Here is a 21,453-nt window from a genome sequence, read left to right as displayed (position 1 = left end):
TGCAAGTAAATGGCTCATTGTAAGCGCTTCATTAAATCGGAACGGAATAATAATGAAGGAGGCTTGTTCATGAGGAAAAATAGCAGAAACACATCATGGATCTCCAAAATGGTAGCAGGGGTCATGCTTCTTCAGCTGGCTGTCCCGGGAATTCAGGACACTGCCGCAGCAGGGGTTGAGAAGGAAGGCGGGGAGGCTGCTGCATCAAGCCCGGGTCAGGAAATGTCCGTTACTAATGCAGTCTATCAGGTACCCCCGCCGGACGGGAGCCCGTCCGTTGCGGCTGCGGTCTATGAAATTGTGAATCCGGGCTTTGAAACCGGAGACTTGACGGGATGGACTGTTACCAAAGGTAACGCGTTTGGCCCGGACAGTGTATCCGGGGAGTCCACCTGGTGGGCGGAACAAATCCCGTATAACCAGGAGGGTACTTATCATTTAAACGGCTGGAAATATGACGAGGCTGCTACAGGCGTGCTGCGTTCCAGCAGCTTCGAGCTGGGCGGCAGCGGCTGGATTAGCTTTAAGCTCGGCGGTGCCAAAAATGCTGACAAGGTATATGTGAACATCGTAGAAGCAGATACAGGTCAAGTGATCGCCAGATACGGCAACAGCAAATTTGCAGACGTCGGCTTCCCGAATCCCGCTCAGGGCATGCGGCTTGCGAATATGGAGCAGTATAAGGCCGATCTTTCCGGATATTTGGGCAAGAAGCTGTATGTTGAGATTGTAGATCATGCAACCTCGGACTGGGGTTTGATTTTTGCAGATGCCTTCTTTATGTATCATCAATCAGAGCCGAGCGAAGGCACCGTTGCCGTGGATATTAAGCCGGATTTCCAGCGCTACCAAATCATGAATCCGGGCTTTGAAACGGGTGATTTGACCGGGTGGACCGTTGTTGAAGGTGAGGCATTTGGGCCTGACAGCGTATCTGACGAAACTGTCTGGTGGGCAGAACAAATTCCGTATAACCAGGAGGGCACTTATCATCTAAACGGCTGGAAATACAATGAAGCTGCAACGGGAGTGCTTCGCTCCAGCACTTTTGAGCTAGGCGGAACAGGCTGGATCACTTTCAGATTAGGCGGTGGCAAGCATACGGACCAGGCCTACATTAGCCTCAGTGATGCGGATACGGGAAACCTGATTGCCCGATACGGCAACAGTGCGTTTAACGATTCGGGCTTCCCGGACCCGGGGCAGGGCATGAGGCTGGCCAATATGCAAGAATACAAAGCCGACCTGTCCAAATATATCGGCAAAAGACTGTATATCGAGATCGTCGATCATGCTTTCTCGGATTGGGGGGTGATGTTTGCGGATGCCTTCCACACCTTCAATGAACAGGTTCCCGACGAGGGGATTATGGCTGAGAACATCATTCCAACCGAAATCGCAAACCGCGGTTTTGAGACGGGCACCCTTGAGGGCTGGACGGCCGCTGGAGATGCCTTTCAGGTGACCGGTCAAGCAGCTTCTGGTATGGAGGGGAACTTTTATGCCACATCTGCCGTGGAAGGAGAAGGCTCCATTACTTCCAGTGCCTTTACCCTTCAGGGGAACGGGACGATTAGCTTTTCCATTGTGGATATTGTTCAGCCTGCAGATGCCTATGTCGCACTATATGATGCAAGCACAAATGAATTGCTTAAGCAAACCGGCAATGTCAGCACAAATGAGAAGATTGTCTGGAATGTATACGAATATTACAATAAGAGGCTTTATATCAAGGTAGTCGATCAGTCGGAGCAGTCCCGAATCTCCGTCGATGCTTTTCAGGCTAACAATAAGGGCAACATCTTTTATATGAATTTCGATGAAGGCACGGGCAAAAAGGCGCTTGAGCAAGTGAGTAATCTTGAGCATGATGTAAACTACGTGTTTAATAGCGCCAGATATATGGATTCCAAAGATCCGAGATGGACTCCGCGCGGAGTAAAGGGCGGTGCCCTCCTGTTTGACGGTTATTCGAATGATATTGAGGTTAACTCGGAGGCAACCATCCCCGTAAGCGACGCGCTGACGATTGAAGCCTGGGTGGCTCCGCGCAGCTACGAATGGGGAGACGGGAACAAGCTGTCGGCCATTGTGAATCAGTCCAATCAGGACAAGGCGGAAGGCTTCGCGCTTGGCATGTACCGGCATGGCACATGGTCGTTTCAGGCCGGAATCGGCGGACAATGGATTCAGGTTTGGGTTAACAATCATCCGCTTGAGAAATACAAGTGGAACTATATTGCCGCCACTTTCGATAAGGGAACCGGAGAAATTAAGCTGTACCTCAATGGAGAGCAGGTTGCCTCCCAGGCAACCCCCATCAATGTTCCGATTACATCATCCACAGCAAGCCTGATGATCGGCAAAAATAATAAGCCAACAGAGTTCGCGGGCCTGTTCTCTTACAACATGTTCAGCGGACTTATTGATGAATTGAAGCTGCAGAACAAAGCTCTCACGGGTCAAGAAATTCTTGCTGAGTATGAGAATGTGAAGGCGCTTCACGGCGGCGCGGTTCCGGAAATTCCAAATGGTGATATTGACGAGGATCCAAGCGTGTTTGACGGTGATCAGCACCGTCCGCAGTACCATGCGATGCCTCCGCAAAACTGGATGAATGAAGCGCATGCACCAATCTATTATAACGGAAAATATCATTTATTCTATCAGCATAACCCGCAAGGTCCGTTCTGGCATCAAATCCACTGGGGACATTGGGTGAGTGACGATATGGTGCACTGGGAAAATGTGAGGCCTGCGCTTGCCCCTGATGCGGGAACTCTTGATCCGGACGGTGCTTGGTCAGGCAGCGCAGCGTATGACCGTGACGGCAATCCCGTCCTGTTCTATACGGCCGGAAATGATTCTTTGTCACCAAATCAAAGAACGGGCCTGGCGACTCCAGCTGATCTGTCGGACCCTAATTTGGAAGAGTGGGTGAAATATCCTGAGCCAGTAACGGAGCAGAACGGTAATGGTATCCATAATGAGTTCCGTGATCCTTTTGTATGGTATGACCAAGAGACGGATAAGTGGTATCAGCTGGTGACCTCCGGTCTTCAAGACTTCAGCAGCGGTACAGCTTTGGTGTACGTGTCCGATGATATGTACAACTGGGAGTATAAAGGGCCGCTTTACGTCAGTGACAGAAGCCAGTATCCGGAGCTTGGCACAGTATGGGAACTGCCGGTGCTGCTCCCGGTAGGTAAGGATAGCACGGGCAAACAGAAGTATATTTTCATGATCAATCCGCATGAGAAACCGGAGCAGGTTCCGCCGGCGAATGATGTGCAACGGGATGTTGAAGTCTTTTACTGGATTGGGACTTGGGATAGAGATAACTTCAAGTTTATACCTGATCAGGACGCTCCCTCCAAAATGGATGTGGGGGATGGTTATTTGACCGCAGAGAGCGGGATGGTTACTCCTGACGGAAGAACGGTTGTATACTCCATGGTGCAAAATGTGAGAACGCCGCAGGCTGAATATCAGGCTGGATGGGCTCATAATCTGGCACTGCCGGTTTCCCTGAGCCTGGATGAGCATGATGAATTGCGCATTGAGCCCATTGAGGAATTGCAGAGTCTGCGAGGAGATAAGGTTGTTGATTTCTCGGACAAAAATTTGGCTGCTGCCAATCAATTGATCCAGAGTGTCAAAGGCGACATGCTTGAGATCGTGATGGAGATCGATCCGGGCGAAGCCCAGAAATTCGGCCTTAAAGTAAGGCGCTCCGATAACGGCCAGGAGGAAACGCTGATTTACTACGATAAGACCGATCAGACATTCAATGTGGACCGGACCAAGAGCAGTATTGACCCCGATGTCCGCGTGGATGGTATTCAGGGCGGATACGTAGATCTTGACGGAGAGAATCTAAAGCTGCATATCTTCCTCGATCGCTCAGTTGTTGAAGCCTTTGCCAATTACAAGAAAAAGCTGACAACCCGCGTCTATGTAGGCCGATACGACTCCTTGGGCCTCAAGGTCTGGGCCGACAACGATATTACAGTCAAGTCCATGGAAGTATGGAATATGAATGCCTTGACCGGTGAACCGGCTGCTCCGGTCGATGTGCCAGATAACTGGGATAATTCAGTATATACCGATATTACGGATCTGCCTAACCATGATTTTGCTACAGGAGATTTAACAGGCTGGATTACTGAAGGAGATGCCTTCCAGGATGTCCATGTGACCGATGCCAAGTTCTTCTGGGACACGATCTACTTTAATCCTTCGCATAAAATTCCGGGCGGCTATCATTTATGGGGCTTCAACGAGGCAGCCGGCGGTGACAGCTTGACGGGGACGCTGCGATCACAGAATTTCGTCCTTGGCGACAACGGCAAGCTCAACTTCCTGGTCAGCGGCGGACGTGATATCGACAAGCTTTACGTTGCACTGGTCCGGGCATCGGACGGCAAGGAGCTGTTCAAGGAGACAGCAACGAATTATGAGGAATACCAGCGGAAGATCTGGGATGCATCAGCGTATATCGGCGAGGAACTGTACATTAAGGTAGTTGACCAATCTACCGGCGGTTTCGGACATATTAACGTCGATGATTTCAATGTACCGGTTAAGGTGCAGAACGGGGTTGACCCAACAGATCCGACCGAACCAACTCCTCCCGTTCCAACCAGTCCGCCAGGTAATCCTGTAATCCCGGGAAGCACGCCGGATAGCCAGAGCAGTCAGAGAAGTCAAAATAGCTTGACTTTCGAACTGGCCAAAGGTGAGCAGCAGGTATTGTTTCCGGTGAAGCTGGCGGCAAATGACGGGAAGAATGCCTTGAAGGTTAAGAATGCAGATGTGGAAATTGAAGTTCCTGCAGAAGTTTTAAAGGAATTGCAGGCGCTGGTTACAGGTAGCGGGTTAGAACAGTCGCAGATCTCTTTCGAAATCGGGGCATTATCCGCCGAACAAAGCACAAAGCTGCTCACACAAGCCGGAAGCAAGAATCATGCGGACATCTCCGCAGCCGGAGGAGTTTATGACTTCAAATTATCTATCGTGAAGGCTGATGGAACAGTGCTTGAGCTGGAGAAGTTCTCCCAGCCTGTCACAATCAGACTGAGTGCCAATGAAAATTCCCCCAAGGACCTGACTGGAATCTACTACATCGCTGATGACGGCAGCCTGGAATACATGGGAGGAAACCGTTCGGACGGTAAATGGACAGCAAAGGTGAGTCATTTCAGTACATTTGCTGTTCTTACCTACGACAAAACGTTCGAAGATGTGAATGTATCTTATTGGGCTCATGATGTAATTAAAAAGATGGCGGCCAGACAAATGGTCTCGGGTGTCAGTGAAACAGCGTTCGCACCAAAGCAAAACGTAAGCCGTGCAGAATTTGCTGCCCTGATTACCCGGGCCTTGGGCATTAAAGCATCCGGCTCAGCAATTTTTAAGGATGTAGACCCAGCAAAATGGTACGCATCTTCCATTGCCGCCGCCTACGAGAAGGGAATTATAACCGGTAGAAGCAAAGATACCTTTGCACCGGAGGACACCATAAGTCGTGAAGAAATGGCGTCCATGATTTATAAAGCATATCTGTTTCATACAGGACAGAATGCTGCCGCCAACCGGTTGAGCAGCTTTAAGGATGCGGATCACATCAGCAGCTGGGCTGCAGATGCAGTCGCTGCTGCACAGGAGCTCGGATTAATTAACGGACGCGGCAACCATTTATTCGCACCGCATGAAACGGTGAACCGTGCAGAGAGTGCGCAAATCATCTCGCTGCTGCTGGATGTATTAAATCAATAACCGTTTAGAGGAAAGCCGGGAAGGCGAGACAATGTCAGTCTTGTTCATAACCCCGGCTTTTCCGTTTGTCTACGGCCACTGGAGGACAGGCAGCATTACATATTGTTCCAAATAATTTATACTAAAATATATAATACTTTTTCCAATAGAATCCCACATCCGATTGGAGGAATTCTCATGTCCGACTTCAAGAAACACGAATGGAAGCAGAATCTGCTTACAGGCCCGGTACTAGAATGGCTACTGGATTCAGATCCTGCGGTCCGCTGGCAGGTGATGCGCGATTTGCTGCATGAACCGGAGGATAAGGTTGCTGCGGTACGCTCGCAGGTTGCAGTGGAGGGATGGGGGCAGCAGGTCCTCTCGAGGCAGTCGGAAGAGGGCCATTGGTGGGCAGATGAGGATGCCTGGCCGCTGCAGAATACACTATTTGCGTTGGTATTATTAAAGGATATGGGATTGGAGCCCAAAAGTGCGGAAGCCGGCAGGGCCGTTGCGCTGGTTCGGGACCGATTAATCTGGGAGTATCATGAGGGCAGATCTTTTTTTGAAGGAGAGGTCGAGGCTTGCATCAACGGGAGAATCCTGGCGGCAGGTGCATATTACGGAGAAGTAAGTGAACGGCTGGTTCAATATTTGCTGGATGGGCAGCTTGCAGATGGAGGGTGGAATTGTGAAGCCCCTCCCAGCACGCGGTCCTCTTTTCACAGTACGATCTGTGTACTGGAGGGACTGCTGGAATATGAAAAGGCGGCTGGCGCCGATCCGGCAGTGACCGCTGCCCGCAAGCGGGGAGAAGAATATATATTGGAACGGGGACTATTCCGGTCGCTTTCATCTGGCGGTGTGATCGATTCCCGCTTTACGTGCATGTTTTATCCGCCGTCCTATCACTATGATATCCTGCGCGGTCTGGAATATTTTCGTTTGTCCGGTACACGGCCCGATAAGCGGATGTCGGAGGCCGTCGGATTAATCCTTGCGAAGCAGGCTGCAAATGGCCGCTGGCCGCTAGACAGTCCGCGGCCGGACCACATTCCCTTTCATATGGAGGACCCGTCAGGCGGGGATAGCCGCTGGAATACGCTTCGCGCCTTGCGGGTGCTAAAGTGGTGGTCTTCATATTGATTACTTAAAAACGATATGTCTATAATAAGCGGTATGAGGGGGGAGCAGACGATTCGCTATCTATACGAATTTATTCAGCATCAGGACGATCTGCCGATGAAGCTCTTCGTGAATTCCGTGCAGCATATTGATTTTCATTGGCATAAGGAAGTTGAGATCCTGTATGTTCTCCATGGCTCGATTAACATGTACCTGGACCAGAAGCAATATACGCTCCAGGAAGATGATATTCTCGTAATCAACAGCATGTCGGTCCATAAGATCGAGCGGACCCATCAGGATAATGTGCTGTTAACCCTGCAGTTCGGACCCGAGCTGCTGCATAATAATGCGTTCATCTCCTGCAACTCTGCCGGTCATTCCGGGCAGGCCCCCTCGCGGCTGCACAGCATCAAGCATAATCTTGCGCAAATGGTCTGGGAGATTAACAAGAAATCGCCGGGTTATCAAAGCTACACAATAGGCAGATTACAGATGTTATGCGGATGCCTGCTGCGATATTTCTCGGACGGGACAAATCCGGCGGTGGCAGAAGGAAGCAAGGACAACGATTATAAAAGACTGAACAGTGTCCTCACCTATATCGACCGACACTATAATGAAAAGATTACGCTGCAGGATATGGCGGACTCCGAGCATTTAAGCCTGCATTATTTTTCCCACTTCTTCACCGACAAGATCGGCATCCCCTTTCAAAAGTATTTGACGCTTATCCGCCTGGAAAAGGCCCAGGTTCAGCTGGCAGAAAGCGATAAGACGATTTCCGAAATTGCCCTGGATTGCGGATTTGCCAACGTGAAGCTGTTCAACAAATATTTCAAGGAAAAATACGGCTGCACGCCGGGTTCCTACCGGGAAGCTTCGCTCGCACCGGAGCCGCACCGGCTGAACCTGAACCGCAAGCCCAAAACGTATGAGGAATCCTCGAGCGGGGATTATTATGAGATGGACACAATGAACGCGATTGGGTCACTGTACCGCTATCTGGACGTCAAAACGGATACCGGTCAGTCCGGCGTTCCCCTGTCAGCGGCTCTTGCGGCTGCCCCCGAACGGATTGAGGTTCGTGCAGACCAGACACCGGCATTTTATAAAAAGCACTGGAACATCACCACGACGGCCGGAAGAGCCGTAGAAGGACTGCGCGAGGATTGGCGGAAGCAGCTGTCTGCCTTGAAGGGGGCTATCCCGTTCCAATATATCCGGTTTCACGGGATTTTTAACGATGAGATGATGGTGTACAGTGAAAATGATGACGGCACACCGGTCTATAACTGGTCTTATGTGGACAAGCTGTACGATTTTCTTCTGGAGCAGGGAGTCCGGCCGTTCGTTGAATTGAGCTTTATGCCGGGACAGCTGGCGAGGTCCAGAGAAACGCTGTTCTGGTGGAGAGGCAATATCAGTCCGCCTGCAGATCCCGCCAAGTGGGAAGCGCTGGTCCAGGCCTTCATCCGTCATTGTCTGAACCGTTACGGGGCGGATGAGGTGAAGCAATGGTATTTTGAAGTGTGGAACGAGCCGGATCTGGCAGGGGTTTGCTGGGCAGGCAGCAAAGAAGAATACTTTGCTTTTTACGAATCCACCGTTCATGCGATTAAATCGGTGCTGCCGGAGCTGAGGACAGGCGGGCCCGCTATGGGGTACGGTTCCATCTGGAACGATACCTGGGCGGAGGACTTTTTAGCTTACTGCCGCTCGAGGGAGGTGCCGCTCGATTTCTTTTCGTTCCACATTTATTCGGAGTATCCCAAGCTAAAAACGGAAGAAGGCCGTTTGACCCGGATCATGCCCCCGGCATTCTTCAAAGAAAGCATTGACCGTGTGCGGCAAAAAATGAAGGCAGCCTCATACGGTGACGTTGAGCTTCATATTACCGAATGGAATTTCTCGCTGTATGACCGGAATCTGCTGCACGATACGATGTTTATGGCCCCGTTTATCATCTACCAGACGATGAACACGCTCGGGGACGTGAATGCGATGGCCTACTGGTCCTTTACCGATGTTTTTGAAGAAAGCGTTGTTCCCGCATCCCCGTTCTATGGAGGCTTTGGCCTGATCAACCGCGACGGCTGAAGAAGCCCGGATATTACGCGTTTGAGCTGATGCAGAAGCTGGGTGACGAGCTGCTGATGCAGGGGGATGGTTATGCCTTTACCCGGAAAAGCGACGGAAGCCTGCAGCTTCTGTTCTATCACTATGTCCATGTGGATCAGCTGTTTGCGAGCGGAGACTGGTCAGAGCTGTCCGGCTCCACCCGTTATGATGTATTTGAGGAAAAGGGCAGCAAAGCCTTTGAAATCACGCTAAACCAGCTGGCAGGACCCTATAAATGCACCAGCTATCAGCTGGACCGGGAGCACGGGTCGGTATTCGATGAGTGGATGACTATGGGAGCGCCCGATTTTTTAACGCAGGAGGAAATTCAGTATTTAAACAGCAGAGGCGGTCCGGTTATCCGGACAGAGCTTGTAGAGCAGGATAGCTGGCGCAAAGAAATTGTACTCCCGCCCCATGGGGTGCTGCTGCTCCAGCTCGAAAGGCAGTTTTAATCAAGAAAATACATCAATCAAACATCCCTTTTTGCTGAAGGGGTGTTTTTTGTTGTTTATTTTGAATAGAAGCAGACAAGCTAGTACAAGAGACGGAAAGTAGGCAAAATACGAACCCGGATGCGGCAAGTTACAACAAGAAAACGGTATCATTAATCTCTATACTAAGGTTGTAGCAGTTAAGAGAAAGACAGGGGGAATTTAGATGAAGCGTTTCATGAAGTGGATGACAGAATCGTTTGCACCTAGATTGGAGGCGTTTACAAATAATCTCTGGGTGGCATCCATTCAGGAAGCCATTATGGTGGCGATCCCGATGATTTTTATCGGCTCGATTATCACACTCATTTCAATCTTGAAGGATTTCATTCCGGGGATGCCGGATCTTACACCCATCACGACCTTTAGCTTCGGGCTATTGGGGTTGTTTATTGCTTTTTTAACGCCGTATACCGTCATGGAAAAAAGAGAACGTCACAAAATCAAGCTGCTGGCGGGAATGAGCGGGGTATCCCTGTTCGTGATGCTTCTTAACCCGACCCTAAATGATGACGGAACCATTCAGTTCATTCTGGAACGGTTTGGACCTTCGGGTATGATTACGGCACTGCTGGTTGGCGTGTTTGTTGCTCTCGTTATGAATATTTGCCAGAAATTCTCATTTTTCAAAAAGGGCTCTTCCCTTCCGGAGTTCATTATGGACTGGTTCGATTTTCTCGTGCCGATTGCCCTGATCTTAACTACAGGCTGGGTTTTGGTATATCAGCTTCATTTCGATATTTTTGCCCTGATTGTAAATGTGTTCGAGCCCATCAATGCCATGGGTCAAAGTCTGATTGGCTTTGTATTGTTCAACTTTATCGGCGTGGTGCTGTATTCCTTCGGTGTAAGCCCATGGGTGATGACTCCGATCTGGTACGCCATCTGGATCCCTGCCATTGAGCAGAATGCAGCCCTCGTCGCAGCCGGTCAGGATCCGGTCAACATCAATACGTTCGAAACCTTTTTCTCCGGCTGGCTGGGTATCGGCGGGATGGGTGCTACGCTGCCTTTAGTGGTATGGTTCCTGCTGGCCCGGTCCAAAAAGCTGAAGTCTGTCGGCAAAGCGACGATCCTTCCGTCCTTGTTCAATATCAATGAGCCGGTGGTGTACGGGGCGCCGATTGCGTTCAATCCGCTGCTGATGGTTCCGATGTGGATTAACGGACTGATCACGCCGATTCTCGTGTATATCGTTCTCGATATGGGGCTGGTGCGGATTCCGAGCCAGATCTTCCAGCTGTGGTATACCCCGATCGGGCTGTCTACCTACCTGATGAGCGGATTTAACGGAGTTATTCTGCTGGCGGTGGTTCTGGTGATTGTGTTTGCTGTCTGGTTTCCGTTCTTCAAGCTGTACGATGCCCAGGAGCTGAAAAAGGAACAGGAAAATTAATCTGATAATAAAGGATGGAGCAGCATGAATAAATCACCTGATGAATTGTTGAAGGAATTGACCCTTACCGAAAAAGCCTCGCTTGTTGCGGGATTGAATATGTGGATGACCAAAGGAATCGAGCGGTTAAATATCCCGCCCGTTCATATGTATGACGGCACTAACGGTATCCGCAAGACGAACAGTAATGAAGAGATGGGAATTACTACGGAAAATGTACCGGCGACCTGTTACCCCACAGGGTCTGCGATCGGCTCTTCCTGGAATACAGCGCTGCTGCATGAGGTAGGCGTGGCGCTTGGACGGGAGTCCAAGACGATGGAGGTAGAGCTGCTGCTTGGTCCGGGCGTCAATATGAAAAGAACACCGCTTGGCGGAAGAAACTTCGAATACTATTCAGAGGATCCCTGCCTGACGGGCGAGCTTGGCGCAGCCTTCATTAACGGTATCCAAAGCGAAGGTGTCGGAGCCTCGGTCAAGCACTTTGCAGGCAACAACCAGGAGTTCGAGAAAATGGTGACCAGCTCGGAAATCGATGAGCGGACGCTGCGTGAAATTTACCTGAGCGCCTTTGAACGGATCATTAAGAAATCCGATCCCTGGACGGTCATGTGCTCCTATAACCTGCTCAATGGAACCTATACCAGCGAGAATGAGCATTTGTTAAATGATATTCTCAGAGAAGAGTGGGGCTATGACGGCGTGGTATTGTCCGACTGGACAGCCGTTAATGACCGGATACGCGGATTAAAGGCCGGACTTGACCTTGAAATGCCGGGCCCCGCCCATTACAATGCCAAAGCGATAGTCGAGGCCGTTCAGGAAGGGAAGCTTTCCGAAGAGCAGCTGGACAAGAGCGTGGGCCGTATCCTGAAGCTGGTTGAGCGGGTTACCGGAAACCAAGCTGCGGAAAAAAAGGATGAAGATTATCATACGCTGGCCCGTAAAGCGGCGGCCGAAAGCATCGTGCTGCTGAAGAACGATAACGCGATTCTCCCGCTGCGGCCGGAAACGGCTTCGTCAATTGCGGTGATCGGACGTTTTGCGGTGAAGCCGAGAATTCAGGGAGCCGGCAGTGCCAAGGTAACCCCTACAAGAGTCGATATCCCTTTGGATGAGATCAAAGAGCTGGCAGGTAGTCTGGCTACGGTGAGCTATACAGCCGGATACCCCGAAGATGATTCTGTGAATGAAGAGCTTATTAAGGAAAGTGTAACGCTGGCCAAGAACGCCGAGGTGGCGGTGCTGTTCGTAGGCCAGCCGGAATATGCCGAATCGGAAATGCATGATTTGAAGGGCATTGAGCTTCCGGAGCACCAGGTCAAGCTGATTCAGGCGGTTGCCGCCGTTCAGCCAAAATGTATCGTAATAACCAGCAGCGGCTCGGCGCTGGTCATGCGTCCATGGGTGCAGCATGTTCCAGCCGTCATTCATTCCTGGCTGTCGGGACAAGGCATGGGCAGATCCATAGCGGAGGTATTGTTCGGTTACACCAATCCTTCAGGCAAACTGTCGGAGACCTTCCCTGTGAAGCTGTCGGATAATCCTTCGCATATGCGGATCCGCGGAGAGAACGGCAAGCTGTATTACCGCGAGGGGCTGTTCGTGGGGTATCGCTACTACGACCGTAAGGAGCTGGCGCCGCAATTTCCGTTCGGACACGGCCTGTCCTACACTACCTTTGCCTATACGGACCTGGAAGTGGTGCAGCACGTGACAGGCGTCAAAGTATCTTTTCAGCTCACCAACACAGGCAAGCGCAGAGGGAAAGAAGCCGTTCAGCTGTACGTACACGATGAAGAATGCAAGTGGACCCGGCCGGAGAAGGAGCTGAAGGCCTTTGCCAAGGTGGAGCTTGATCCGGGCGAACAACAGACGATTGTCTTTGAGCTGGAGGAGAGAGATTTTTCATACTTCAATACCAAGTACAACCGCTGGCTCGCAGACACAGGATATTTTCAGATTCTGCTGGGCAGCTCGTCCAAGGACATCCGGATCACGGGCAGATTGCACTGTGACTTCGGTAAGGAAGAAATCACGTTCCACAAATTCAGCCTTCTCAGCGAATGGATCAGTGACCCCGCCGCAAAAGCCGTATTGGAAGAGTGCCTGAATGAAATGAACGAGCACGTCATAGACAAGGTATATCTTAACGAGGAGTTCGTCGGCTTCTGGGAGGACTTCCCGATGATAAAGGTCTTCCAGATGTTCGGCCAGACCTGGATGAACGAGCGCTCACCGGATCAGGTGATTCAGGAGCTTATTGCACGGGTTGAACGGTTGCGGACTAATTAAATTATAAATTCAGAAAACCTTGAGAAATCAAGGTTTTTTGTTTTGAATACTATTTGTAAAAAAGTATAATAATGAGGATCGGTTCTAGGTTTACTGCTATCTTTACATTAACATTAGAAGAGAGTAGATAATGGATCAAGACGAACACCCAAAGGAGTCAATCATGACAAAACAACGTAAAATGATCTTAACCGCAACCATACTCTATACACTTGTAGTTCTATATTTTATGTTTTTCGCCTTCGGCAGAATGGGTGCCTCTGAGCGTATCACAGAATACGTTTTTATTTTTACACCCGACCATCCCTTCAGGCTGCCAGGCATGTCTGATCTCCTGCATCCTACCCTCATGGATCTGGTGGGATTCGGAAACCTCGTAGCCTTTATCCCTTTCGGTATATTATTTCCATGGCTATATCGGCTGACCTTTGCCCGCTTCATTACATTGTTCTTTCTGTTAATCATCGTGGCCGAAACCATACAGGCGCTTACGCTTCTCGGGAGCTTCGATATTAACGATGCCCTTCTGAACACATTAGGCGCAGCAATCGGTTTTGGTGCGTACAAGCTTGGTGTACGTTCAAACAATGGCGGGCTGAATATTGTAAAGACGGTTATTTCCTCCGTTGTTTTATTTTTAATTGTATGGGGATTATCCGGGATTATGGATAAAGCATTTACCAAGGTGGAAGGCCCCTTTGTGGCGGTAAACGAATTGTCAGACAGCTCCGGAAATGTAGTGACAGGTAACCGGATAAGCAGCTTTAAAATAGGTGCGCAAAACGTAGAACCGCAGTTTAATATGTATGGCGCCGAAGACGGACACTCAGAAACGTTTACTTATAAGTATAAAGAGAAGATGACCTTCTCCTTTTATTACGGAATACCAGAACCTTCCGATTATTCCGGAAGCATCAGCCTTTCCGTCGATGGACGTGAAATATTAACCAGCTCTGGAGAAGTTCAACGCAGTAACCCGGAGCTTTTCCCTTCGCTGTTTGAAATTCCTGTTGAGTCGGGAGGCGAGCTCACGATAACCATTGAGGGAAACCTGAAAATATGGGATGTCGGGTACAGGAAAATGCAATATTTGTGGAACTGATTTCATAGATTTGGTTCAATTAAATACAGGAAGTGTAAGTCCAGCGTACAGCTATCGCCGCCGTACATAAAAAAAGTACGCTGCTAGCGTACTTTTCAGATAAAGCTAAGTCGTCTCCCGCTCAATCAGCTCGACCGGAAGAATATTCTCGTAAACAATCGGCTCGGAACTCATCTGCTGCTGAATTAGATTTACTGCCATACGTCCCATATCCTCAATAGGCTGTTTGACCGTAGTGATGCCAGGGGAGGACCAGGACGCAAGGCTGACGTCGTCGTAGCCGACAATTTTTATTTGGCCGGGAACGGTTTTGCCCAGCTGTCTGCATTTTCTGATTACATGTCCGGCAATAATGTCACTGGTGGCGAATACACCATCCAGATCAGGGTGGTCCGCAAACATATTAGTTATTAGATATTCGTACTCCTCACGGTCAAATACATTCATTTTCGTTTCAAGAATGACTGTTTCGATTCCTGCCTTTTTTACAACCGACATGAATCCTTTCGTTCTGAGATTGGATAGCATATCCAGAGACTGGTTCCCGCAAATATGGACAAGCTTCCGGCAGCCTTTGCTGATCAGCAATTCAGCTGCCAGGCGGCCTCCCAGCTCATTATCCGATGCAACATACGGAAATCCTGTGATCAGGCGGTCAACGGTCACAATCGGATAATTAAGATTAAGGTAGCTTTCAGTATCCAATGTATGGCTTCCCATTATGATCCCGTTTACCTGGTTGCCCTTCATCATTTTCAGGTATTCCCGCTCCTTGACCGGATCCAGCTGTGAGTTGCACAATAGCAGCTTGCAGCCTTGTTCGTATGCATATTGCTCTACCGCATAGGCAAACTCTCCAAAAAAAGGATGAGAAACATTGGGAATGATTAAGCCGATGACGTTTGATTGCTTGCTCAGCAGGGAGCGGGCAAGATCGTTGGGCTGATAGTTAAGCTCTTCCATCGTATCATAAACAATCTGCCGGGTTTTCTGACTGATGTATCCCCGGTTGTTCAGTACCCGGGAGACGGTAGTGACGGACACTCCCGCTCTCTTCGCCACATCGTGTATGGTTGCCATATATTGTCCTCTACATTTCTATTGTTAATCAGACAGTATATTCAATCACGCTGTTAGTATCATCAATGTATTGAATAGTAGTTCGCTTGGTATTAAGGTCAACGAGCAGTTCGCAGTATTGGTCATTATAATCCCAGCGCAGCCTGACTTCTTCCGTTGATGATACCTTAACTTCAAACTTACCGTCAAATGCCGCATAGCTGTTACGGAACCGGATAAGCTTTAGAAGCCGCTGTACGACAGGTTTTTGCAAGGATTGGTCGATTTCTTCAAGGGTATAGTTGTGACGGTTTATCTCACGGCCGTCTCCGGTTGCTTTTGCCCGTTCATAATCATTTTCACCGGCAAGCAGTCCGACATAATATACCTGCGGAATACCTGGAGCGAAAAATTGAATGGCTCTTGCAGCAAGGTAAGCATCATCATCGCGATCAAGAACGGAATAATAGGTACAGCGGATCTGATGGACATCGAAGCCATCTTCACCCTTATGCTCCTCCGACAGAATCAGGCTCAGATTAGAGCCTCTCTCTATACAGGTATCTACGAGCTTTTTTGCCTCCTTCGTATCAAGCAGACCATCCAAATCCGGTTTGACAGGTATACCGTCATGACAATCGAGCATTGTGAACTGTTTGGCAGGCCGGGTCTGCAAATAATCGCACAGTGCTGTGCTGGACTGGTTAGTTATCGCTTCGAGAATGCGGTACGGTAATATAAAATCATAAATCCAATAACCGTGCTCTGCCAATTTATACTGGATAGAGTGATGGGAGTGCACTTCTGGAAGCAGCTCAATATCTAAGGATTCGGCAAGCTCCATGATCCAATCAAGAAAATCATAAATATCCGGTTCAACAAAGAAGCAGCTTGTTCCCAGCTTCTTGATAACGTAGCCGACCGCATCCAGCCGGACAATCTTGATATTATATTTTTTGAAATTCCGGAAGAATGAGGCCAAAAGCTGCTTTGTCATTTCCGATCGGATGTCCAGGTCAATCTGTTCTGAAGGGTCTGTTTTTCCAAAAGTAGTCCATACGCTTTCCTGTGTATCGTTATCCCCAATCTGGAAGGTGGAGTAGGGCAGGGGTCTGCGCAAAAACATCTTGTCAATATCCTCCTGCACGGGCTGCCCGTCTTCCCAGAGCTTATCCAGGGTGAGGAACAGGTCGGAATATTGTGAGCTGCGGCCAGACTTCAGGAAGTCCTGGAAATATTCCGATTTCTGCGAAATATGATTGACCATTAGATCAACGAGGACATCAAATTGCTCTCCGATTTCACGGATATCCTCCCATGTTCCGAACCTCTGGTCAATTTCAAGGTAAGTAAGCGGGGCAAAACCTCTGTCGCCTGAAGAAGGGAACGGAGGGAGAATATGCACGCCGCCTTTAAAAAGTTCAGCGAACCGGGAATAGAGTACCTCCTTCAGAGCCTTTAAATCTCCGCCCAGCGAGTCGGGATAAGTTATCAGTTGAACCTGGTTTTTTAATGACATGATTACTCCTCCTAAATTCCGTATAAAGAGCCGATGACCTCAAGCTTGGGCAAATCTACTACAGCTCCTGCGAATTGTAATTTAAAAGCACTTACACCGAGTCCTGTGCGAACAGATTCACGAATGGTTAATCCCTTTATAATGCCTGCATATAATCCTGACCAAAAAGCATCCCCAGCTCCGGTGGTATCCACCACTTCTGTTGCCAAGGAAGGGAAAGCTTCGCTGGTTTTGCCGTCGGACACCACCGCACCGTCCTTGCCCAAGGTCAAAATCACCAGTTTGGCTCCCAGCTCAAGAAATTGCTCAATATACTTTTCGGGTGAACCTTTGCCGAACAGGCGCTCAGCATCATCTTCAGAGGGTTTAATAATATCGCTTTTTGCTATAAATGATTTTACATGGCGGATCCCGTCTTCTCCTGCTTCCCATAGCTTTTCATGATAATTAGGGTCAAAGCAAATAAGCATCCCATTGTCCTGTGCAATGCTTATTGCTTTTTCAAGGGTCTGGCGGGCAGGAGCTCTGGAGATTGGCCAGCAGGAAAAATGCAGGATCTTGGAATTTACAAGCCGCTGTTCGAGTTCTGTGGTATAGGCCAGCTTATAATCCGCCCCCCTGTAAAAAATGGGTACGGGTGTCGATTTGCTTTTTGTCAGCATTACCACACTTGTAGCCTCTTGTACGGTTTGAATGGAGTCTGTATTCATTCCTGCCTTTTGCAGCTGCGACTTAAGAAAAGCTCCCAGGCTGTCTTCTCCGACCGTTGATGCTACTGCCGAACGGATTCCGAGTTTTGTTGCATTCATTGCGATGTTAGAGGGGGACCCCCCAAAAAATCGTTGATAAGTGCCGCCTGAAGAATCCTCATCATACGTAGTTGATATCAGATCAACAAGGATTTCTCCGACGGCTAACAGGTCATAGCTTTTCGGCTGGAAATTGACTTTTTCATCTAAATTGAGCATATAGCTCCTCCCTGAAGCAAGATTAAAGATTAGCCTAATTGTATATGTTAAAGGTTTGACATGTCAATCGTTTGACATATTGTTCAGGGCATTTAGTCAACCCATACAAATTATAGTGCTTTCCCTGAAAAGTATAGATGTTGCCCTTTTTTTGATAATGACTCTGGTCATAGAAGCATTCTGGAGGTTAGCATAAAAGAAAGGCAACCCACTATACCCGAAAGAGAGGTGCTGGCGATGTTTACTGCGCTTATTGTTGACGATGAATTGTTTGTGCGCAAAGGATTGATCAAAATGATTGACTGGGAGCGCAGCGGATATGTGGTGAGCGGAGAGGCCGATAACGGAGAGGATGCGCTGGCTATGATCCGCGAGCACAAACCTGATCTGGTGGTTACGGATATCCGGATGCCGGTTATCGACGGGATTGGCCTGATTCGTGCCGCTGTGCTTGAAAAGCTGGATACGGAATTTATCATTGTCAGCGGATACAATGAGTTCGAGTATGCCCGGCAGGCTGTGCGCTACGGTGCCTTCGATTATGTACTCAAGCCGATTGATCAGGAGGACTTCGAAAAAACGCTAGGCAAGCTAAAGGAGCGGCTGGAGGAAAAGGAACGGCACAAGGCCCGTACCCAGGTTGGTCTGGACCAGAGCTGGATAGAAGCGTTGATCCGGGGAGAGGAGAACGTCTTGAGCGATGCTGCCTGGAAGGCTCCATGGGAAGGTGAAGCCGTGCAGACGTTTACCTACGCCCTGCTTGAGTGGAATGATATCCTTCCCTGGAACGGGTATATACTGCCGGCCAAGGATATGCTGCGCAAGGGGATCCGTGAAGCTGTCCACGCAGCCTCGGGAACGGTGTTCGAGCCTGTACTGTATGAGCATCACCAGACATATGGACTGGTTGTACCTGATCTGTATGCCCGCTCCTTCGGCGGGGATACCGGCGCGTTCCTGGCGGAGCTTGCCGGACGGATCGGCACCGCCTTTTCCTGTCCGTTCCGTATCTATGCCGGGCCCGGTGTTCCTTCATTAAAGGATATCAAACATTCCTATCTCGGAGCCAAGGAAGTCCAGCAGCACAAATACCTCATACCGGCGCAGTCCGTCATTGCATATGAGGATATTTCGGGCCGGGTGCTGAACTACCGGCATTTGGAGGATGAACTGTACCGTAAGCTGATTGATGCGGTAGAAGAGAACGATGAGAAGATGCTGGTTGAACAAATAAACCATCTGTTTCATTTTATGCAGGAAAAAAGCTTCTCCCCGGAGGCGATGAAGGCGGCAGTCACCCAATGTGTGCTGGGCATACTGAAATCGATCCAGACTCTGGAAGGCGATGAAAAGGAACTGGCTTATCTGGAGGCTGCGGTCGGCTGGTACGACCGGAATATCACACTGGGGGAAATCACGCGGATTTTTACGCTGTTTGCCCGTGAAGCGGCCGGACTCCTGGGACAGCTGAGTCAGAACCAGTGCAAGGGCGGTATCCAGAAGATCAAATGCTACGTCGACGAGCATTATCATGAATCCATTACGCTAAAGGAGATAGCTGCCCGGTTTTATATGAATTCTGCCTATCTGGGCCAATTATTCAAGAAAACCTACGGAAGCTATTTCAATGAATATCTGCAGCAGCTCCGTATTACGGAAGCCAAACGCCTGCTCCGGCAAAGCGATATGCGGATCTATGAAATAGCCCAGAAGGTTGGATTCAGCAATGCTGATTATTTTGTTACCCAGTTTGAAAAGCTGGAGCAAATGACACCGACCGAGTACCGCAACCGCATCATTAGCCGGTAAGCTGCATAAGGAGGAGAGGAAGAAAGTGGACAGGCTGCTCAATCATATAAGGATGCGCAACAAAATGCTGTTGATCTATTTTCTGTGCGTGTTTATTCCAATCGTGCTTACGAATCTTCTGTTCTACAATGCCATAACAGAGAATGTGCGAAATCAGCGGATCCGTGACATCGACCGGACCATCGAGCAGATCAGCAACGATTTCCGCGAGCAGGTTGATAATGCGGTTGGGCTGTCTTCCTTTTTTTATGCCGATTTAAGCACGAATGAAATTCTGGACCGGAATTTTGCGAATGCGGCTGATTATCTGGAGGTTTACGACTCGTACTTACGGCGTATGCTCAACAACTATACCCCGCTATCCTTCTCATTACAGAACGTGACGATTTATGTCGATAACGATACCTTGTTACACTCGGGAAATATCGGCTACCTGTCAGATGAATTAAGAGAGGAAGCATGGTACAGGCAGGCATTGGCCAACGACACCTCCCATCCGATCTTTACCAGGACCGTAAGCGAAAACGGCCGGTTCCAAGGATTTTCGCTCATCCGGAAAATGGATTATTACTCTGGAAGGCTAAACAAGGAGAAGGTCGTCAAGATCGATTTCAAGACTATCGACATCGGCGAAATCTTTAATAATCTGAACATGCAGGGCGCGGTCTATCTGCTGAATCCCTCGGGCGACATCGAGTATACCACCGATTCCTCCATCGACTGGAAGACCTCGGATGAGACAGCCTTCAGTACGATCCGGTCGAGCGACCGGATCAAATTCTCAAGCCGGTACAGCGGGGTCAGTTACCTGGAAGGCTGGAGTATCATTGGAACGGTGGACGAGAACGAAGTAATCCGGGAGGTAAGGAAATCCCGAGACTTCATTCTGATATCGGCCTGTCTCATGATGATTCTCCCTACCCTCGTTATTGTCATCATCACCCGGTCCTTCAATGTCCGCATTGTTAAAATCCTGAAACATATGAAGAAGGTGCGCAGCCAAAATTTCGAAGTGATTCCGGTTACCGACTTCCGGGATGAGATCGGCCAACTCAGTCTGGGCTTCAACCGGATGATTCTGCAGATCAAATCCTTGATCGATGATGTGTACATAGCCGAGATCCAAAAGAAATCCCTGGAGCTGGAGCGCAGCAAAGCGCAGCTTAATGCGCTGCAAAGCCAGATCAATCCCCATTTTCTGTTCAATGCCCTGGAGACGATCCGGATGCGCAGTCTTCTGAAGGACGAGAACGAAACAGCGGTCATGATTCACAGCATGGCGAAGATTTTCCGCAGCTCGCTCACCTGGAATAAAGATATGATTACAGTCCGGGAAGAGCTGGAATTTATCATCTGCTTCCTCGATATCCAGAAATACCGCTTCGAGGACCGCATTGACTATTCGCTTGATGTGCAGCCGGAGGCCTATGCCTGCAAGCTGCCCAAGATGCTGTTTCTGCCTTTTGTGGAGAATGCCAGCATTCACGGCATCGAGCCGTTAAAACAGGGCGGACGAATTCAAATTACCATTACAATGAAGGACCGGAATCTGATTTTTACAATCAGGGATAACGGGACAGGGATGAACGAGAGGCAAATCGGCAAGCTGTACAGCTACCTTGAAACCAATGAAATTATGGGCGAACGGATCGGCATTCAAAATGTAATCTACCGCGCCAAATTGATATACGGTGCAGGATTCCATTTTTCGGTGAACAGTGCTCCCGGGCAGGGAACAGAGATCGAGCTGCGGATTCCAAGATTACCCGATTCAGGTGAAAAGGAACAATAATTTCTACAGTACG

12 protein-coding genes are annotated in these 21,453 nt (G+C 49.3%); 9 read left to right on the top strand and 3 right to left on the bottom strand.

What is annotated here, in order from left to right; genetic code table 11:
- Positions 1-69: 69 nt before the first annotated feature.
- From AWJ19_RS36675 to AWJ19_RS15230, 7 genes are all read left to right on the top strand, one after another.
- The gene (locus AWJ19_RS36675; RefSeq protein ID WP_082707760.1) at positions 70-5,778 is read left to right on the top strand and encodes a GH32 C-terminal domain-containing protein; all 5,709 of its coding nucleotides are present in this window, start codon (positions 70-72) and stop codon (positions 5,776-5,778) included.
- Positions 5,779-5,955: 177 nt separating this feature from the next.
- Positions 5,956-6,906, top strand: coding sequence for a hypothetical protein (locus AWJ19_RS15250; RefSeq protein ID WP_068722701.1), 951 nt, complete (start codon positions 5,956-5,958; stop codon positions 6,904-6,906).
- Between the two features lie 96 nt (positions 6,907-7,002).
- Complete coding sequence (locus AWJ19_RS15245) at positions 7,003-8,985, top strand: helix-turn-helix domain-containing protein (protein WP_277815811.1); 1,983 nt, start codon at positions 7,003-7,005, stop codon at positions 8,983-8,985.
- A gap of 29 nt (positions 8,986-9,014) precedes the next feature.
- Positions 9,015-9,461, top strand: a complete 447-nt coding sequence (locus tag AWJ19_RS37320) for a hypothetical protein (protein ID WP_277815810.1) — start codon at positions 9,015-9,017, stop codon at positions 9,459-9,461.
- A gap of 205 nt (positions 9,462-9,666) precedes the next feature.
- Positions 9,667-10,896, top strand: coding sequence for a PTS transporter subunit EIIC (locus AWJ19_RS15240; protein ID WP_068722703.1), 1,230 nt, complete (start codon positions 9,667-9,669; stop codon positions 10,894-10,896).
- A 24-nt stretch (positions 10,897-10,920) separates the two neighbouring features.
- On the top strand, positions 10,921-13,191 hold the full coding sequence (locus AWJ19_RS15235) for a glycoside hydrolase family 3 C-terminal domain-containing protein (RefSeq protein WP_068724959.1): 2,271 nt from the start codon (positions 10,921-10,923) through the stop codon (positions 13,189-13,191).
- A 163-nt stretch (positions 13,192-13,354) separates the two neighbouring features.
- Positions 13,355-14,293 (top strand): VanZ family protein, encoded by a 939-nt coding sequence (locus AWJ19_RS15230; protein WP_082707761.1) that lies wholly within the window; start codon positions 13,355-13,357, stop codon positions 14,291-14,293.
- A 105-nt stretch (positions 14,294-14,398) separates the two neighbouring features.
- On the opposite strand, the gene AWJ19_RS15225 is transcribed toward AWJ19_RS15230, so the two are convergent.
- The 3 genes from AWJ19_RS15225 to AWJ19_RS15215 are packed head-to-tail and all read right to left on the bottom strand — an operon-like array spanning position 14,399 to position 17,839.
- Positions 14,399-15,373: a LacI family DNA-binding transcriptional regulator gene (locus AWJ19_RS15225; protein WP_068722705.1), complete on the bottom strand. Its 975-nt coding sequence runs from the start codon at positions 15,371-15,373 to the stop codon at positions 14,399-14,401.
- A 28-nt stretch (positions 15,374-15,401) separates the two neighbouring features.
- A complete protein-coding gene (gene gtfA, locus AWJ19_RS15220; RefSeq protein ID WP_068722707.1) occupies positions 15,402-16,871 on the bottom strand; it encodes a sucrose phosphorylase in 1,470 nt (489 codons plus the stop codon).
- An 11-nt stretch (positions 16,872-16,882) separates the two neighbouring features.
- Entirely contained in the window at positions 16,883-17,839 is a 957-nt protein-coding gene (locus AWJ19_RS15215) for a carbohydrate kinase (protein WP_068722709.1), read from the bottom strand.
- A gap of 237 nt (positions 17,840-18,076) precedes the next feature.
- On the opposite strand from AWJ19_RS15215, the gene AWJ19_RS15210 reads away from it, so the two are divergent.
- A complete protein-coding gene (locus AWJ19_RS15210) occupies positions 18,077-19,648 on the top strand; it encodes a response regulator transcription factor (protein WP_082707762.1) in 1,572 nt (523 codons plus the stop codon).
- Between the two features lie 25 nt (positions 19,649-19,673).
- The gene (locus AWJ19_RS15205) at positions 19,674-21,440 is read left to right on the top strand and encodes a sensor histidine kinase (RefSeq protein WP_128083537.1); all 1,767 of its coding nucleotides are present in this window, start codon (positions 19,674-19,676) and stop codon (positions 21,438-21,440) included.
- Positions 21,441-21,453 lie beyond the last annotated feature (13 nt).

Origin of the sequence: Paenibacillus sp. DMB5, assembly GCF_001517085.1 — a bacterium.
GTDB lineage: Bacteria > Bacillota > Bacilli > Paenibacillales > Paenibacillaceae > Paenibacillus_AQ.
Note: the sequence above shows the minus strand (reverse complement) of the source record. Positions and strands in the feature narration are given on the sequence as shown.

Excerpts from the sequence above, each read along its gene's own strand:
- AWJ19_RS36675 (WP_082707760.1), top strand. The coding sequence starts at position 70 with ATGAGGAAAAATAGCAGAAACACATCATGGATCTCCAAAATGGTAGCA.
- AWJ19_RS15250 (WP_068722701.1), top strand. The coding sequence starts at position 5,956 with ATGTCCGACTTCAAGAAACACGAATGGAAGCAGAATCTGCTTACAGGC.
- AWJ19_RS15245 (WP_277815811.1), top strand. The coding sequence starts at position 7,003 with ATGAAGCTCTTCGTGAATTCCGTGCAGCATATTGATTTTCATTGGCAT.
- AWJ19_RS37320 (WP_277815810.1), top strand. The coding sequence starts at position 9,015 with ATGCAGAAGCTGGGTGACGAGCTGCTGATGCAGGGGGATGGTTATGCC.
- AWJ19_RS15240 (WP_068722703.1), top strand. The coding sequence starts at position 9,667 with ATGAAGCGTTTCATGAAGTGGATGACAGAATCGTTTGCACCTAGATTG.
- AWJ19_RS15235 (WP_068724959.1), top strand. The coding sequence starts at position 10,921 with ATGAATAAATCACCTGATGAATTGTTGAAGGAATTGACCCTTACCGAA.
- AWJ19_RS15230 (WP_082707761.1), top strand. The coding sequence starts at position 13,355 with ATGACAAAACAACGTAAAATGATCTTAACCGCAACCATACTCTATACA.
- AWJ19_RS15225 (WP_068722705.1), bottom strand. The coding sequence starts at position 15,373 with ATGGCAACCATACACGATGTGGCGAAGAGAGCGGGAGTGTCCGTCACT.
- gtfA (WP_068722707.1), bottom strand. The coding sequence starts at position 16,871 with ATGTCATTAAAAAACCAGGTTCAACTGATAACTTATCCCGACTCGCTG.
- AWJ19_RS15215 (WP_068722709.1), bottom strand. The coding sequence starts at position 17,839 with ATGCTCAATTTAGATGAAAAAGTCAATTTCCAGCCGAAAAGCTATGAC.
- AWJ19_RS15210 (WP_082707762.1), top strand. The coding sequence starts at position 18,077 with ATGTTTACTGCGCTTATTGTTGACGATGAATTGTTTGTGCGCAAAGGA.